Raw genomic sequence first — 15,463 nt, forward strand, 5'->3', positions numbered from 1 at the left:
TGGTCAAAACTGTTGAGGATATTGCAAAAATTGCGGTACCGCTTATTTTTCTTCGTTTTCGTTCTTTCCTTCCGCCGCCATCTGCCGCTTCCTCCGTGTCACAAGGCCACCGATCCGTCCCGTTTCTTTTGCCGTGAGTGATCGCCAGCCGTCATTCAGCACGCGTTCTAAAAGCCCCAGCTCACCTGCGATTTCGTATTTCATTTTCTCCTTCTCCGTCATATGTTCCAGATCAATTTTCTTCTGCCTTGCCATTTTTTCTACACTCCTTTTCTCTGCATTTTTGCTTTATCCAGAGTGTAGACACTTTTTTCCGGCCTTATACCTCCTGTTGTCAAACGGCTATGAGCAATCCGCTTCGCTGCTTGCTCATAGCCGAAGAGCTGCTTCGCAGCTTATCTTTTCATCCCTGCTTTCGAAATCCCCCCCGAAGGCAGGAATCTTTTATCTGCCGCCACAAAAAAAACCTCGCTTTTTGAAATACGGTCCGGTTTCCCATTCCGTTTTTTCAAAAAGCGAGGTCCTTTTCTTTATTTCTATTCTATGTTCCTATCTCCTCACTCCGGCGTCTCTCCGAGCCCGCTTTTAATTGCGGCAACAGCCGCCCGAAGTGCCTCCTCTTCATCCTCCCCGCTGCTGCAGATCTCAATGGTTTCTCCCTGCCTGATTCCTGCGGCAACGATACTCAAAATACTCTTTAAATTAACCGTTCCCTGCATCCCGTTGTTTTCATAGGTAAACGACATGGAAGATTTGTACCGGCTTACACTGTTTGACAAATTTACCGCGTTTAAAAGATGCAGACCTGACGGATTGACAATCGTTACTTTTTCACTTACCATCTTACGTTCCACCTGTCTTTCCTTTGTAATCCGCTCATTTTTCTTTGAAAAATGGCTACTTACTCATTTTTTGCCGTGTCCCGAGTTCAAAAATCCTCCTGCAAGCTTTGCCTGCATCGGTTTTTTGACCTTTTGACACTGATATTTTCATGATAGCACAGTTTTGTTAATACAGTTTGAACATTCTGTTAGATACTCCTCAATTCTTTCCTCTTACTCAGCTGACTGAAGAACAGGTAATAAATAAAGTATGCAATCGTTGTGATCACCCACGACAGCGGATAGCAGAAGGCTGCTCCTTTTAAGGAGTGGAAATGCGGCAGAACCGCCGTCATCCACACGATACGTACTCCGCAGATTCCTATTCCGGTGATAAACATCGGAATCCATGCATCTCCGACACCGCGGAGTGCACCGGAAAGGATTTCGATGGAAATGTAGGTAAAGAAGGTCGGAACCAGGAAATGGATCAGTCCGTGACAGATTTCACGCACCGCCGTATCTGTGGTAAACAGAGAAATCAGTGTATCACCGATAAACCACATAAACACAACCATCAGACCCGTCATCAGGAATGCCATGATCATGCTGGTGCGCACACCGCGGTGTACACGATCCATCTTTTTCGCACCGTAGTTCTGACCGACAAAGGTTGTCGCCGCAATACCGAGCGCATTGATCATCATCCAGAAAAGACCGTCCACCTTTCCGTAAGCCGCCCACGCGGCCACATTGTTGGTTCCCAGCGAATTGACGGCAGACTGAATGATTACATTCGATACCGAGTACAGAATTGACTGTACGCCTGCCGGAAAACCAATGCGGACAATTCGTTTCAGCATAATCCAGTCGATGCTGATTTTCCGCAGATGAAGCCGGTAAATGTCTTTGGTCCGCATCAGAGAGCCCATAACAAGAACCGCACTGATGATTTGAGACAGAATGGTTGCAAGTGCCGCGCCCATAACACCCATTTGCAAACCGACAACAAATAAAAAGTCAAGCGCGATATTGGTCATACAGCAGATGATCAGATACAGCAGCGGACGTTTCGAATCGCCGACCGCACGCAGAATACCGGAACCCATGTTGTAAATCAGGTTTCCGATGGTTCCAAGGAAATAAACACGCATATAAATCAGCGCATGATTTACAACATCATCCGGCGTGTTCATCAAATCGAGCATCCATCTCGAACAGCCAATGCCGACTACTGTCAGCACAATACCTCCGAGAATGGAAAAGGCAATGGAAGTGTGCACTGCCCACTGCACCTTGTCCTCTTTATTGGCTCCGTAATGCTGTGAAATAACAACCGTCGCACCACTCGAAAGGCCGACAAAAAATCCGACCAGCAGATTGATCAGCGTACCTGTCGTTCCGCCGACCGCCGCAAGTGCCTGTTTTCCGAGAAAGTGTCCGACAATCATGGCATCTGCCGTGTTGTAAAGCTGTTGGAAAAACGTTCCGAACAGAATCGGCAGGAAAAAGATCAGAATCTGCTGCCAGATAACACCTTCCGTAATCTGATTTACCTTTACTACTTCTTTCTTCTCTTTGTTCATACCCAAATACCTTCTAAAACTGCCGCCGGATCTCATGGCTGATTCCGACGGCAGTCCCCCTTTAAAATTTTCTTCTGCTCCTCTGCAGATACTCTTCTTCTGTTTTATATTTTCAGCTGCTTCATCCCTCTTGGCAAGCGGATATTTGCAATCCGCTTCGCTACTTGCTTGATTCGGTTAAGTAATCTTTCAAAAAATCAAACAGCGTCTGCATTTCTTCCCGCGTGCCAATCGTAATACGCAAATAATTGTCAATGCGGGGTTTCTCAAAATACCGCACATAAATATGGCGTTCCCGGAGTGCCTGAAAAATCTTCCCGGCCGGTACGCTTTTGTGCGTTGCGAAAATAAAGTTCGATTTCGAATCTTCGAAAGAAAATCCCAGCTTTTTCAGCTCCTCCTTCGACCACTCTCTCGTTTCCATCACTTTTTTCACCGTCTTGCGGAAATATTCCACATCGCGGATCGCTGCGGCTCCGGCTGCGATCGTGGTCTGATTCATGGTATACGAATTGAAAGAATATTTCACATCATTCAGATACGAAATCATCTTCTCATTTCCGATTGCATAGCCGATGCGCATGCCGGCAAGCGAACGAGATTTTGATGTTGTCTGCACAACCAGCAGGTTTTCATATTTTTCCAGCAGCGGCTGCGCAGTGGCTGCTCCGAAATCCACATATGCCTCATCCACAATTACAACCACATCCGGGTTGTTCTGTAATATCGATTCGATCGCAGAAAGCGAAAGCTCCACACCCGTCGGTGCATTCGGGTTCGGGAACACGATTCCGCCATTTGGATGATTCTCTGCAAAATACTGCTCCGGCACAATGCAGAAATTTTCATCGAGCGGGATCTGCTCGTACGGAATGCGGAATTCCTCCGCCCAGACATCGTAGAAGGAATACGTAATGTCCGGGAAAAGAATCGGTTTGTCAGAGTTAAAATACGTCATAAACGCCATCGCCAGAACATCATCCGAACCAACGCCGACAAAAACCTGCTTTGTGCTTACGTGGTAGACATCCGCGATCGCCTGCACCAGTTCTGCCGCGGTCGGATCCGGATAGAGACGGAGGGTATCCTCTTCTGCTACCCGTCTGATCGCCTCTGCGGCTTTTGGTGACGGCGGATACGGATTCTCATTCGTATTCAGCTTGATCATGTCAGCCTCATGCGGCTGCTCGCCCGGTACATACGGCACAACTTTTCTTACATTCTTTTCCCAGTTACTCATAAGTTCCTTCCTTTCTGCCTGTGGTCAGGAAATGCACCCTGACTTTATTCCGTCTTTCTGTTTTTTTGGAAACCCCTGTGAATCGTAACCATTTTTTCTTTTCCTTCTGCTCCCGGCAGTTTCCCGCCGACGCAAAGTCCCTTTTCTTCCCGGTGAACCGCTTTATCCTCTCTTCTTCCAGGTAGACGGATAGAAAAGAATCAGCATCGGAAACAGTTCCAGACGGCCTGCCAGCATATCAAAAATCAGAATCAGCTTGGAAACCGGACCGTATCCAAAGAAGTTACTGGTCGGTCCTACCTGGTCAAGACCCGGTCCGATGTTGTTCAGTGTTGCGGCAACTGCCGTGAAGTTTGTCTCGAAGGAAAATCCATCCACACTGATGATCAGCATGGAAAAGCTGTAGATCACCAGATAAACAATCAAAAATACGTTGATCGCCCGCAGAACCTCATGCTCTACCGGGTGATCGTCGAAACGGATGCGTTTGATACTGCGCGGATGTACGATCGAACCAAGCTCTTTTTTCACGGTTTTTAAGAGGATCAGGATTCGCGAAACCTTGATTCCGCCTCCCGTTGAACCGGCACAGGCTCCGATGAACATCAGCATCACCAGAATACATTTTGACAGCTCCGGCCAGAGGTCAAAGTCCGTCGTGGAATAACCCGTTGTCGTGATAATCGATCCGACCTGGAAAAAGGCAGTCCGCACCGCTTCACCGATGGAATGGTACATCGGATAGGTATTCCAGGAAATCACGCCTCCTGCCAGAAGGATAATCAGGAAATACGCTCTTACCTCCTGGGACGAAATGGCGGCCTTTCCCTTTTTGCAAAGCATCAGATAATAAAAGTTAAAATTCACACCGAACGCAATCATGGCGATTGTCAGAATCCACTGCTGCAGTGGTGTGTACACTGCACAACCGCTGTTCAACACGGCAAAACCTCCTGTTCCGGCAGCTCCCATGGCGAGTGTGACAGAATCAAATGTCTTCATGCCGGAAAGCAGCAGGGCAGCAATGGTAAAAAGTGTCATGCCAAGATAAATCTGATACAGAATTTTAGCAGTTCCGCGCACTCTCGGAACAAATTTGGAAACGGTCGGTCCCGGGCTCTCTGCCTTCATCAGGTTCATGACGGAACCGCCCTTCATCGGAAGCAATGCAAGAATGAACACAAGAACGCCCATACCGCCAATCCAGTGGGAAAAGCTTCTCCAGAACAGGCTGGCGTGTGAAAGTGCTTCCACATCGCTCAAAATGCTGGCTCCTGTCGTTGTAAAACCGGAAACGATCTCAAACAGCGCATTGATATAAAACGGAATTTCCCCCGTAATTACAAACGGCACCGCTCCGAAAACACCAAGGACAACCCAGCTTAACGAAACGCAGACAAATCCGTCGCGGGAATAGATTTCCATATTGGACGGTTTTCTGAAGCAGAGGATCAGACCGGCCGCAATGCAGAGCAGTCCCCAGATAAGATACGCAAAGCCTGTCTTTTCCTGATACATGGCTCCGACCAGCGCCGGAAACAGCATCAGCATACCTTCCACTTTCAGCACCCAGCTGATGACAAAACGAATCATTTTATAGTTCATAATCCGCTTCCCCCGTTACTCTGCCAGAATCTCATGGATATCCTGAAGACCGGTTTCCGTTGTTACGATAATGACGGAATCTCCTGCCTCAAAGGAATCCTGTCCACCCGGAATGATGACCTTTCCCCGTCTGTTAATCGCTGCTACCAGAAGGTTTGGCCGTGTTTTCATATCCTGCAGACGGATGCCGATCATACGGCAATTCTGGTTCACGATAAACTCAAGAGCCTCCACACGGTCTTCCATCAGCTTATACAGCGTCTCAACGTTGCTTCCGATGGAGTTTTTCATTGCCCGGACATACTGCAGAATGTACTCTGCGGTGATGTGTTTCGGGTAGATCAGGCTGTCCAGGTTCAGGCTGTGGATAACATCATTAAATTCCAGATGGTTGATTTTCGTTACAACCTTTGAGGATACCTTCTCTTTCGCATACAGCGACAGAATGATGTTTTCCTCATCCATATCGGTGCAGGCCACAAAGGAATCCATATTCTGGATGCGCTCCTCTTTTAAGAGCTCCTGGTCACTTCCGTCACCGTAAATAACGGTTGCATCTGGCAGTGCTTCGCTTAAAACCTCACAGCGATCCTTATTTTTCTCGATAATCTTGACATCGACGTTCATATTTGCCAGTGATTTTGCGAGATAATACGTAATTTCACCGCCGCCGACGATCATCGTACTGTGTACCTTGTTTGTATGAACACCGATTTTCTTAAACAGGCTCTCTGCGTTCTGCGGTGTGGTAATGATGGAAAGGCTGTCTTTTGCCTGGATCACAAAATTTCCATCCGGTATGTAAACCTCGCCGTTTCGCTCAACAGCACAGACCAGCAGACTGTACTGAAGCGCTCCGGCCAGCTCACGCAGCGACATATGGACAATTTTCGATGTTTCCGGCACTTTAAAGCGCAGCATTTCGATTCTTCCGCGGGAAAAGCTGTCGATCTCAATCGCAGATGGGAACCGCAGCAGTCTTGCCATTTCCATGGCGGCCGCGTGCTCCGGGTTGATGATCATGGACAGACCCAGCTTTTTACGGATAAATTCTCTCTCCTCCCGATACATCGGATTTCGAACTCTGGCGATGGTGTGACAGTCTGCTGCCTGTTTGGCGATGACACAACAAAGCAGGTTCATTTCATCACTTTTGGTTACGGCAATCATCAGATCCGCATGCTCAATATCCGCCTCCTGAAGCACCTGATAGCTTGCTCCGTTTCCTACAATTCCCATAACGTCATAGGTGTTGGAGACGTTGCGGACGACAATACTGTCTGTGTCGATGACCGTCACAAGGTTGTCCTCGCGGCTCAGCTGGGCGGTCAGTGCGGCTCCGACTTTTCCGCAGCCCACAATGATAATTTTCATGTTCTCTCCCTTCAATGCAAAAGCATTTCGCGTAAAATAGTAAAGACCCGCCAGGCGGCATCGTAAAACCATTTTTCGATGCACTCCAAAAAGCAGATCTGTACCCCTATTGTACGATGGCGATTATATCATATTTCCAGGAAAAGCGGAATAGATTTTAACAACATTTTGGACGGAGTTTTTGTAATGATTGATCAAAAAAGGGAAAACCTGTTGAACCTTGCGCTGGCCGCAACGGAAGTCGAACGGCGGCGTGTGCCGGAGCTTTCGGCAGGTTATAACTCTTACAGCAAAACATGGGAAGTAATTGTACAGTATCAGGGAGACCTGGCTTTTCTGGAGGAGCAGGGAGTTCGTGTGACGCTGCTGCTGTTTTCGTATGCCATTCTTCTGGTTCCGGAGTCCCTGATGGATTACGTGACAGGACTGCCGCAGATTACCTATCTGGAGAAACCGAAATTACTTTATTTCGCAGATGCATTTGTGCGGAGCATATCCTGTATTACGCCTGTGCAGGAGGGGGTTATGGGTCTGTCTGGGAATGGGGTGCTGCTTGCATGCATTGATTCAGGCGTGGACTATGCGCATCCTGATTTCTGCGCACCGGACGGGACAAGCCGAATTGCAATTTTATGGGATCAGACGATTCCGGGGAATCCTCCGATGGGGTATGCTCTTGGGTCGGTATATACACGGCAGCAGATCAATGAGGCACTTGCATCTTCTACGCCGGAAGAACGGTTTGCCCTCGTGCCGTCCCGCGATGTGACGGGGCATGGGACAGCGGTGCTCGGAATCGCAGCGGGAAATGGGAGATCCTCGGCAGATGCGGCCATGCGGGGCGTGGCACCGGAAGCAACACTCGTGGTCGTAAAGCTTGGGAATCCTGATCCGGCGGATCTGCCGCGGACATCGCAATTGCTGCAGGCGGTGGATTTCTGCGTAAGATATGCACTTCTGGTGGAGCGGCCGCTTGTGATTAATTTGAGCTTCGGGAATAATTACGGTTCGCACAGCGGGGATTCCTTACTTGAAACGTATTTGAATGCAGTGTCAAATTTAGGGCAGAACGTGATCTGTATCGGGGCAGGAAATGAAGGGGATACCGGACGCCATTATACCGGGAACCTAAAGTCGGACCGCAAGTCGTCCGGTCAGACGCAAACAGTCCGTCCGACATCTGATCCGGCTGCGACGTCTGCGGTCTCGGCAACGGCTGACCGCGCTGTCTCCGTTGAATTTCAGGTCGGTGCTTATGAATCCTCGTTCAGTCTCCAGATCTGGAAGGTTTATGGGGATGAAATCTCGATCGAACTGATTTCCCCCGGCGGCATCCGCTCCGGCACGCTCTCTCCTGTCCTCGGCACGGCGCGTCTGACGCTTGGTCCGACAGAACTTCTCCTGTTTTATGGCATGCCATCCCCCTACAGCCAGGCGCAGGAAATTTACCTGACCTTTCAGGGCGCAGGAAACCATCTGTCCGTCGAAAACGGCATCTGGACCTTGCGTCTCACCCCCGGCCGCCTGATCTCCGGTTCCTTTGACCTCTGGCTTCCCGGCGGAAACGCCGTCGGTTCACAGACACGCTTCTTCTCCCCCACTGCCGACACCACACTCACCATCCCTTCCACCGCCCGCTCCGCCATCACGGTCGGTGCCTACGATCCCCGCCTTTCCTCCTATGCCAGCTTCTCCGGCCGCGGCTATACCCGTATTCTCCACGAAATTAAACCTGATCTCGCCGCCCCGGGTGTCAATATCCCAGCTCCCCGTTCCGGCGGCGGCTATGCTTCCTTCACCGGCACCTCGTTTGCCACGCCTTTTGTATCGGGAAGCGCCGCTCTTATGATGGAATGGGGTATTCTGCGCGGAAATGACCCGTTTTTATATGGTGAAAAGCTGAAAGCTTATCTCATCGCAGGCACAAAACCCATCGCATCCGAGAGCGAATACCCGAACAGGCGGGTGGGATGGGGACGACTTTGTTTAGAAAGTAGCCTGCCAGATTAAAGTTATTGAAGGATTCGATAGAAGAAATAAAAGCGCAATGTAAAGAGTTAAACGACAAATGAGACATATTTTTATCTCTGTACTATCTTGTACTTTGCTACGAAAATAAAACTCGTAGCAAGGTACTTATAGTGTTCATTTGTCTGGCAACTCTTTTTTATTTAACTGTTAATAACTTGCTGTTTAAAATTTTTTGAATGCAAAGAGAATCACTTACCCAAAAGATATTCTTCCAACATTTCCTTTACTTTTTTCTCAATTTCGTCTATGATCTCTTCACACCTTGTCTTTTTCATCCCTGCACCAGTTCCTACCGCCAGTAACTCTTTTCTGCCTGGATTTCTTCCATTTCCATCTACTGACGTAGTATGTTCGCCATAATACGTATTACTGTAAGTAAGATCATATGCCGGACTTAAATGCCATTTATCTTCGTCTGCTTCGTACAAATACGTGAAGTTCTTCGAATGATCATCTCTGTTATGTGCAAAAACATTGAAACACATTCGGCGGAACATATTTTCAACATCTTCATCGCAATTGCGTGTCATGATTTTTGTCAGTTTCATTAATCCATGATAGTCCAGACTTGGCTGCTCAAAATCCAATTCCAGAATTGCAGCTGTCGTCAACATGTGCACTTTCTTTTTCCCTTTCAAACAGTTTCTCCTGTCAAACCTTTTAGTTCCAAAATATCCTTTACATTTTTCTGATGGAAACAATCTCGTTTCACTCATCATAATTCCGCAGGCCTTGGCACAGCAGGAATAGTCATATTCCATTTTTCCTGCATCTTTTCCGTCCACATGCGCTGGAAATTTGATAATCCATTCTTCATTATCAATGGTTGTCATGATTTTAGGTCTTGCTCCGCCGCTGGTACCTCCCAGCAGATACAATTCGTCCAGTTTATCCGAATACTCTGTATTCAGTATCTTTTGACACTCTTCCGCCAGTTTGTCCAGATCTGCACTGCTCTGCTCCTCTGGAAAATTCTTTTCCGGGTGATATGTCAACGCTCCCATCCCCGATGTGCCCACAATCGCCAGACGATCCAGTACGGTCAGTTCATCCGGATTTTGTTTATGTGCCCGTAACAGGCGATCCAACAGTAATCTGCCCCAATGATCTGGAAGACTGTCCGCAAAAACCCCAAATAATCCTTCAAAATGATCCTTAACTGGAACAAATACCTGTTTTTGCAAAGGCAATGAAAATGGGTTGATCGAAAATCCGGTTTCCAGCCATTCATCACTGTACTGAAATGCCACTTTGTGGTCTGCCGTCATAGCTAATGTTCCCACCGTTTGATCCTCATAACACACCTGCAGTACTTTATCTTGTTTCATTGATAACCTCCTGAATATCTTTATACGGTACCTGCGTGAAAATATTTCTGAGCTCATCTGCAAGATCCAGTGCGATTGCAATTTTCGTTAAAGATAACAGGGAAATTTGTCCTGTCGTTTCGAATCTTTTGATTGAGCCGTAACTCACTCCGCTTATAGATGCTAATTTTTCCTGCGTAATTGAACGTCTCTTTCTGATTTTTCTCACTCGCTGCGCAAGTTTTTGATCCAGTTCTTCCGGAGTTTCCCATATAAATTGTTCCATTTTTTCCCCTTCTTGTTACAGATTATATGTTATCTAAAATATCCTGTTTTTATTCAAAGCAGATTATATATTATCTATTCTATTTTACCACTCACGTGCAGAAAGCACAATGATTTCCTGCCCTGTTTCCATAAAAACTCCACCCCGTTTTTGTAACTGCAGATAAATTTTGCATCTCCTTTACTCTATAGGGATAATTTGCGCTTTTTTGACTATCCGGTAGTATTTGTTTCAGAGTAAGTAAAAAAGCCTCTGCCGGGCAAAAATTTTGCTTTCCGGCAGAGGCTTTGCTGGTCAAACGGATATTCATGCAAGCATGATTCGCGATTTTTCTTCCATTTCGCATGGCTTGGAATCGTTACAAATACTGGCTGAATTCCACTTTTTCTTTATTTGGTCCTTCGATCGTGAAGAAACGGACGCCATTTTCCCAGAACGGAAGGAAATGTACTTCATCCTGCGTCGTATTCAGACCGGCCCCGGTAATCATTTCGTGAACCTTTTCAATATTCTTTACGTCAATCGCCACATGGTCGATTGCTCCGGGTTTCAGTGCTGCAGCTTTGTTTTCGTACGTTTCGATCACAAGTGTTCCAAGCTTTAAGAATGCCACTTTCTCATCCGCCGCCTCATTTACGGTGCGGAATGCAATTTCAAATCCAAGCTTTTCATAAAACGCAATCGTCATCTCAATATCGTTGGTCGGAATACCGACATGCTGGATTCCATTTAACTGCTCTCTTAATTCCATTTCTTATCCCCCAGTCTTTTTTCTACCTGTGCCAGATCCGGCATGGCCGGAATAGAGCGTGTCTGAAAAAGGCTTTTCGTGAGCTGCGAGTCCCAGTTCGTGGGAGATTTTATCCGAATAAGGGCGGCGTAGCGGGCTACGGCAACCGAATGAGGGTAAAATATACCGCAAAGTGGAGCTTGCAGATTGCGGAAATGATTTTTCAGACACGCTCTAGCACCTTTTTTCTCCACACAAAGGCTTGCAACGGCGTTTCCAAACCGGGCAAACGCTGCCAGTTCTTCCTGCGGCTGTAAAGATATGCTCCATTCCACCAAGTGTCACTACAACTATTTTTACACTCTGATGATATAATATTTCCGCTGTTTTTGCAACATTTTGCTCTCTCCTGCCCGTTCGCTGCCGTTTTGCTGTTTCTTTTTTTCACAGATCACAAGGATGAGTGCCAGCATTCCTCCCATCAGGCTGCACCAACTGCCAGCCGTCCGTCCGGGCGCATGGTACACAAGAACAATTTTGTGCTCGCCTGATGGGATTTTTGCACCGAGAAATGCCGTGTTTGCGCGGAACAGCAGTGTTTCTTTCCCATCCACTTTCAGCACAAAATTTTCATCGTATGGAATGCTGGTGATGAGGTATCCGTCTCTTTCCGCGGAAACCACGCCTGTGATGCCGTCGCCGCCGTATGTTGCTGTTGTTCCGCCAATCAGGGTAACCGCCTGACTGTACAGCTGCTCCGTTTTTTCCAACGGCTGTGCCATACCAGTCCATGTCTCAAAATTTTTCAGGATATAATGGCCTTTTCCCATCCGAATGAATACGGTTCCATCTTCTTTCATCGTTACAAGATAGTTAAACTGTGTATTCCCATTGGCATACGTATGGTTGATGCCGGTCAGGCGGTTGGTCTGGCCGTTGATGCGGATAAACATATCATGACTCGCTTTCTGATTCTCCACCTCGAAAGAAACGGCGAGCAGCGTCGCTCCCTCTGCGGTACCCGGCAGCGTTGCTGAGACGGTCACGGATTTTTTCGTCTCAATCTCATATCCGTCCGCTGTCTTCTGAATGCGCAGATCTTCCTGATCGGTCTCTGGAATTTCAAGGTTCACTTTCTGAAAACAACTGTGAAACAGGGGTCCTACAGAACCATTCTTTGTATCTGAATCTGCAGCGGCTCTGAAATTATCCACAGATTCCGCCGATTTTTCCTGATCCGGGATTGCCGCTGTTGTCTTCCGCATTTCCTGATCCGGGATCACGGCTGCCGTCTCCAGTATTTCCTGGTTCTGCGGATAAGGTAATGATTTGTATTCCGTCTCGGAAACCACCTGGTCTGTCACGTAGGCAACCGGCGCTGCGGATATGGCACGATAAACCTGAAAGTCCCCGTAATCCCGGTACAGTTCATACCCTTCCGGCCGTGTTTCTGCCAGAATATATTTCACTCCCATGAACTGCCAGAACAGCGGATCATCGGAAACCGTCTGCATCATGCGGTTGCGGAAGGCTTCATTAATCCCATACGTCTCGTCCCGGAATCTCTTATATTCTGCATTGTATGCCGAGGAATAAATCGTTGAAACATTCTGCCCGATATCCCAGATCCGGTTGACGTTCGCAAGGTTTTGTCCGCCGTCTCCATATTGCTCCATGCGATACCAGCCGGGATCTTCCGCACGGATCTCGCGAATAGCCGCTGCAATCTTGCTGTCCGTCAGAGCTTCATACGTTTTGCGCGGGATCATCACATGCTTTTCCTGATTGATTGCTTTTCCGGCAAATGCAAGAATCACAGCACTAAAGACGAGCGGTAGAAACGGAAGCTCTCTGCCCCGCAGCTGTTTTTTTGCCGGAAACCACCGCCATGCCAGATAGCACGCAGTCACACAGATCACATCCAGTATGCCGAGATGCCAGTATGGTTCAAAGTATGTCTCTTGCTTTGCATTCCACATCAGAATCAGAACTATGAGGTACGGAAACAATTCTCGCAGCTCTGTCATGACTTTGCGCTTAAAATTCCCGGTGCTTCGATTTTTTCCACACTCCCGCTTCCGGACAAGCTGGTTTTCCACATAAAGCCCGACTTCTGCACAGAGGACCGGAAGAAACGGGATGAATACTTTATCTTTGCTGTACAGGCCACCGTTCAGCAGATAGCCGAACAGGGGAATACAAAAGAATACCAGCAAAAGGAAGGACAACAGTTTCTCACGCAACCGGCTCTTTCCGATCACTCTGCCCAAAAGCGCCACCCCCGCAAATGCGGAGAGGCCAATGCCATACGGCGTGTAGCAGAGACGCAGGATCAGAAACTGCGGTTTCCACATCGCCGGATCGGTAAAAAGTCCTGCAATGCCGCCCGCTGCGGTGCCGCGTCCGCCCTCGCCGCTGCCGCCGAACAAGGCGGCAGCCGATGGGATCAGCAGAATACCGGAAAGAAGGATTCCTGCGAGGACCGGAAGCGCAAAGCGGATTGCTGCGCCAAAAAAGCTCCGCAAACCCGCCAAAGCTTCGACTGTTCCTGAAGATTTTTCACCTGCCATCTGCTTTTTCTCTGCCCCGGCCTTTTGATTCCGCGACACTTTTCGATTCTCCTGTTCCGCTTCATACGCAGCATTTTCTGTACCGCATTTCAAATACTCCGTCACTGCATACGCCGTGAGCGCAAGCAGCCCGCCGACCGAAAAATAAAAGCTGGTCAGAATCATCCCAAGAACGGAAAGAATCAGCAGACCGCTCTTTCTCTTCTGAAAATGGCGATCCGCGCCCAGCAGAGCCAGCAGCAGAAACGGCATATAATTGACAAACATAAGCTGATTATAGGAATGATATAGAAGTGCGGTAGAACACGTAAAGAAAAGTGATGTAAAAAGACAGTTGCCGTAATGCAGACCCTTTTTGCTGATCCATTGATAAAAAAGCACTGCATCCGCCGCATACAGCAGCGCGGAGGAACCCATCACCCACAGGTCCATCGGGATGAACGGGAAAAGGTAGGATAACAGCATGGTCGGACTCAGCAGTCCGTAGTAGGCAAAATGGTAAATATTCTGACCTCCTCCCAGATTCCATGCGAAATCCGGGAAGAGGTTTCCGGTCGCGTAAAACCGCTTTCGGAAGTAATCGGCAAGGGTGCTGTGCTGGCTGATCCAGTCAATCGAGGAGCCGAATACGCCGTATTGCAGGACGAACAGCCGGCACAAAAGCAAAGAAAAGAAAAACAGACCAGCCGCCGTAAAATCCTTTCCGGTAAGACCTTCCAAGAAGCCGTTCCGCCGTCCTTTCGGCTGGCCTTTCTTTTTCCGTGATTTTCCCGGCTCTCTTATTTCCTTTAAGATTTCCTTTTTCATGCCCGGATTTCTCCTCTTTCAGACGCATGGCGTTTGTCGGCATACTCTGGAAAATACACGTTTTTCTTTTCTGCCGTATGGGTATCTTTTCTTCTCTTTGCAGCACTCTCCTGCTTTTTCACCGGCTGCACACTGTGCATCTTGACCGTCTCTTCACTCGTCTCCTTTAAGAGATAGATCGGACGGTGCTTTGTTTCAAGATATGTCTTGGAAAGATAAATGCCTACAATGCCCGTGCAGAAAAGCTGTACACCGCTCACCAGAAAAAGGATGCATGCCATCGACGGCCAGCCCGCAACGGGATCGCCAAACAGCAGCGTTCTTCCGATGATGAACACGATCAGAATCATAGAAATCAGGAAAAAAAGCACGCCCATGACAGATGCAAGTGACAGCGGGGCTACGGAAAAGCCTGTGATGCCGTCGACCGAGTACGCGAGGAGCTTTCGAAGCGGCCACTTCGACGTCCCGGCGCAGCGGTCCTCGTGCTCAAATTCCAGCCATTCTGTGTGAAAACCGACCCATCCGAAAATCCCTTTGGAAAAGCGGTTGTACTCACTCATTTCCAGCACGGCATCCACCATTTTGCGGCTCATCAGACGGTAGTCCCGTGCACCGCTTACAATCTCTGTTCTGGAAAGGCGGTTGATCACACCGTAGAAGGCATTTGATAAGAAGGATTTGATTTTTCCCTCGCCCTCCCGTGAACTGCGGCGTGCCGCTACACAGTCACAGGTGCCGCTCTGCAGCATCGCGTACATTTTCGGAAGAAGGGACGGCGGATCCTGAAGGTCGACATCCATCACCGTTACGTAATCGCCTTTGGCCGCCTGCAGTCCGGCGTACATGGCTGCCTCTTTTCCGAAATTTCTCGAAAACGAGAGGTAACGGCAGCGCATATCCTTCTGCGCAAGCCGGCGCATCTCAAACAGGCTGTGATCCTTCGAGCCGTCGTCAACAAAGATCAGCTCGAACTGAACCTTCTGCTGTTCTTCCATCTCATCCATCTGACGTACCATCGTCTCGTAGTAAACCGGAATTGCTTCCTCTTCGTTGTAGCATGGTATGATAATACTGATTGTCTCCATTTTTTTCCTCCCGGGGAT

14 protein-coding genes are annotated in these 15,463 nt (G+C 48.3%); 2 read left to right on the forward strand and 12 right to left on the reverse strand.

The genetic code is table 11. The features are described 5' to 3' along the window. Positions 1–42: 42 nt before the first annotated feature. From DWZ44_RS08505 to trkA, 6 genes are all read right to left on the reverse strand, one after another. The gene (locus tag DWZ44_RS08505; RefSeq protein ID WP_055220834.1) at positions 43–255 is read right to left on the reverse strand and encodes a small, acid-soluble spore protein, alpha/beta type; all 213 of its coding nucleotides are present in this window, start codon (positions 253–255) and stop codon (positions 43–45) included. A gap of 302 nt (positions 256–557) precedes the next feature. After that, positions 558–842: an HPr family phosphocarrier protein gene (locus DWZ44_RS08510; protein ID WP_117804640.1), complete on the reverse strand. Its 285-nt coding sequence runs from the start codon at positions 840–842 to the stop codon at positions 558–560. Between the two features lie 188 nt (positions 843–1,030). Then, complete coding sequence (locus tag DWZ44_RS08515) at positions 1,031–2,407, reverse strand: MATE family efflux transporter (RefSeq protein ID WP_117804641.1); 1,377 nt, start codon at positions 2,405–2,407, stop codon at positions 1,031–1,033. A gap of 160 nt (positions 2,408–2,567) precedes the next feature. Next, the gene (hisC, locus tag DWZ44_RS08520) at positions 2,568–3,647 is read right to left on the reverse strand and encodes a histidinol-phosphate transaminase (protein WP_117510360.1); all 1,080 of its coding nucleotides are present in this window, start codon (positions 3,645–3,647) and stop codon (positions 2,568–2,570) included. 162 nt (positions 3,648–3,809) lie between these two features. Continuing rightward, positions 3,810–5,252 carry a TrkH family potassium uptake protein gene (locus tag DWZ44_RS08525; RefSeq protein ID WP_117804642.1) on the reverse strand — a complete coding sequence of 481 codons (1,443 nt, stop codon included), beginning with the start codon at positions 5,250–5,252 and terminating at the stop codon, positions 3,810–3,812. Positions 5,253–5,267: 15 nt separating this feature from the next. Beyond that, on the reverse strand, positions 5,268–6,641 hold the full coding sequence (trkA, locus tag DWZ44_RS08530) for a Trk system potassium transporter TrkA (protein ID WP_334294804.1): 1,374 nt from the start codon (positions 6,639–6,641) through the stop codon (positions 5,268–5,270). Between the two features lie 171 nt (positions 6,642–6,812). Here trkA and DWZ44_RS08535 point away from each other — a divergent pair, with 171 nt between their 5' ends. Continuing rightward, entirely contained in the window at positions 6,813–8,636 is a 1,824-nt protein-coding gene (locus tag DWZ44_RS08535) for a S8 family peptidase (protein WP_117804643.1), read from the forward strand. A gap of 209 nt (positions 8,637–8,845) precedes the next feature. On the opposite strand, the gene DWZ44_RS08540 is transcribed toward DWZ44_RS08535, so the two are convergent. From DWZ44_RS08540 to DWZ44_RS19305, 4 genes are all read right to left on the reverse strand, one after another. Next, positions 8,846–9,985 (reverse strand): type II toxin-antitoxin system HipA family toxin, encoded by a 1,140-nt coding sequence (locus tag DWZ44_RS08540; protein ID WP_055227801.1) that lies wholly within the window; start codon positions 9,983–9,985, stop codon positions 8,846–8,848. Further along, positions 9,972–10,250, reverse strand: coding sequence for a helix-turn-helix domain-containing protein (locus DWZ44_RS08545; RefSeq protein ID WP_055227803.1), 279 nt, complete (start codon positions 10,248–10,250; stop codon positions 9,972–9,974). The genes DWZ44_RS08540 and DWZ44_RS08545 overlap by 14 nt, the downstream gene beginning before the upstream one ends. Positions 10,251–10,608: 358 nt before the next feature. After that, on the reverse strand, positions 10,609–11,001 hold the full coding sequence (locus tag DWZ44_RS08550) for a VOC family protein (RefSeq protein ID WP_055227805.1): 393 nt from the start codon (positions 10,999–11,001) through the stop codon (positions 10,609–10,611). Further along, positions 10,992–11,165 carry a DUF6783 domain-containing protein gene (locus DWZ44_RS19305; RefSeq protein WP_308054139.1) on the reverse strand — a complete coding sequence of 58 codons (174 nt, stop codon included), beginning with the start codon at positions 11,163–11,165 and terminating at the stop codon, positions 10,992–10,994. The genes DWZ44_RS08550 and DWZ44_RS19305 overlap by 10 nt, the downstream gene beginning before the upstream one ends. Here DWZ44_RS19305 and DWZ44_RS19310 point away from each other — a divergent pair. Then, positions 11,085–11,297 (forward strand): DUF6783 domain-containing protein, encoded by a 213-nt coding sequence (locus DWZ44_RS19310; protein WP_334294805.1) that lies wholly within the window; start codon positions 11,085–11,087, stop codon positions 11,295–11,297. The two genes, DWZ44_RS19305 and DWZ44_RS19310, sit on opposite strands and share 81 nt — an antisense overlap. A 39-nt stretch (positions 11,298–11,336) precedes the next feature. On the opposite strand, the gene DWZ44_RS08560 is transcribed toward DWZ44_RS19310, so the two are convergent. Beyond that, positions 11,337–14,357 (reverse strand): YfhO family protein, encoded by a 3,021-nt coding sequence (locus DWZ44_RS08560; RefSeq protein ID WP_117804644.1) that lies wholly within the window; start codon positions 14,355–14,357, stop codon positions 11,337–11,339. After that, the gene (locus DWZ44_RS08565; RefSeq protein WP_070103713.1) at positions 14,354–15,445 is read right to left on the reverse strand and encodes a glycosyltransferase family 2 protein; all 1,092 of its coding nucleotides are present in this window, start codon (positions 15,443–15,445) and stop codon (positions 14,354–14,356) included. Before DWZ44_RS08565 ends, DWZ44_RS08560 begins: the two co-directional genes overlap by 4 nt. Between the last annotated feature and the right edge of the window lie 18 nt (positions 15,446–15,463).

The sequence above is a fragment of the Blautia sp. AF32-4BH genome, from assembly GCF_003460565.1.
GTDB classification, from domain to species: domain Bacteria; phylum Bacillota; class Clostridia; order Lachnospirales; family Lachnospiraceae; genus Fusicatenibacter; species Fusicatenibacter saccharivorans.

What these genes read in the sequence shown, in the direction of transcription:
- DWZ44_RS08505 (WP_055220834.1), bottom strand. Translation starts at nt 255, where the DNA reads ATGGCAAGGCAGAAGAAAATTGATCTGGAACATATGACGGAGAAGGAG.
- DWZ44_RS08510 (WP_117804640.1), bottom strand. Translation starts at nt 842, where the DNA reads ATGGTAAGTGAAAAAGTAACGATTGTCAATCCGTCAGGTCTGCATCTT.
- DWZ44_RS08515 (WP_117804641.1), bottom strand. Translation starts at nt 2,407, where the DNA reads ATGAACAAAGAGAAGAAAGAAGTAGTAAAGGTAAATCAGATTACGGAA.
- hisC (WP_117510360.1), bottom strand. Translation starts at nt 3,647, where the DNA reads ATGAGTAACTGGGAAAAGAATGTAAGAAAAGTTGTGCCGTATGTACCG.
- DWZ44_RS08525 (WP_117804642.1), bottom strand. Translation starts at nt 5,252, where the DNA reads ATGAACTATAAAATGATTCGTTTTGTCATCAGCTGGGTGCTGAAAGTG.
- DWZ44_RS08535 (WP_117804643.1), top strand. Translation starts at nt 6,813, where the DNA reads ATGATTGATCAAAAAAGGGAAAACCTGTTGAACCTTGCGCTGGCCGCA.
- DWZ44_RS08540 (WP_055227801.1), bottom strand. Translation starts at nt 9,985, where the DNA reads ATGAAACAAGATAAAGTACTGCAGGTGTGTTATGAGGATCAAACGGTG.
- DWZ44_RS08545 (WP_055227803.1), bottom strand. Translation starts at nt 10,250, where the DNA reads ATGGAACAATTTATATGGGAAACTCCGGAAGAACTGGATCAAAAACTT.
- DWZ44_RS08550 (WP_055227805.1), bottom strand. Translation starts at nt 11,001, where the DNA reads ATGGAATTAAGAGAGCAGTTAAATGGAATCCAGCATGTCGGTATTCCG.
- DWZ44_RS08560 (WP_117804644.1), bottom strand. Translation starts at nt 14,357, where the DNA reads ATGAAAAAGGAAATCTTAAAGGAAATAAGAGAGCCGGGAAAATCACGG.
- DWZ44_RS08565 (WP_070103713.1), bottom strand. Translation starts at nt 15,445, where the DNA reads ATGGAGACAATCAGTATTATCATACCATGCTACAACGAAGAGGAAGCA.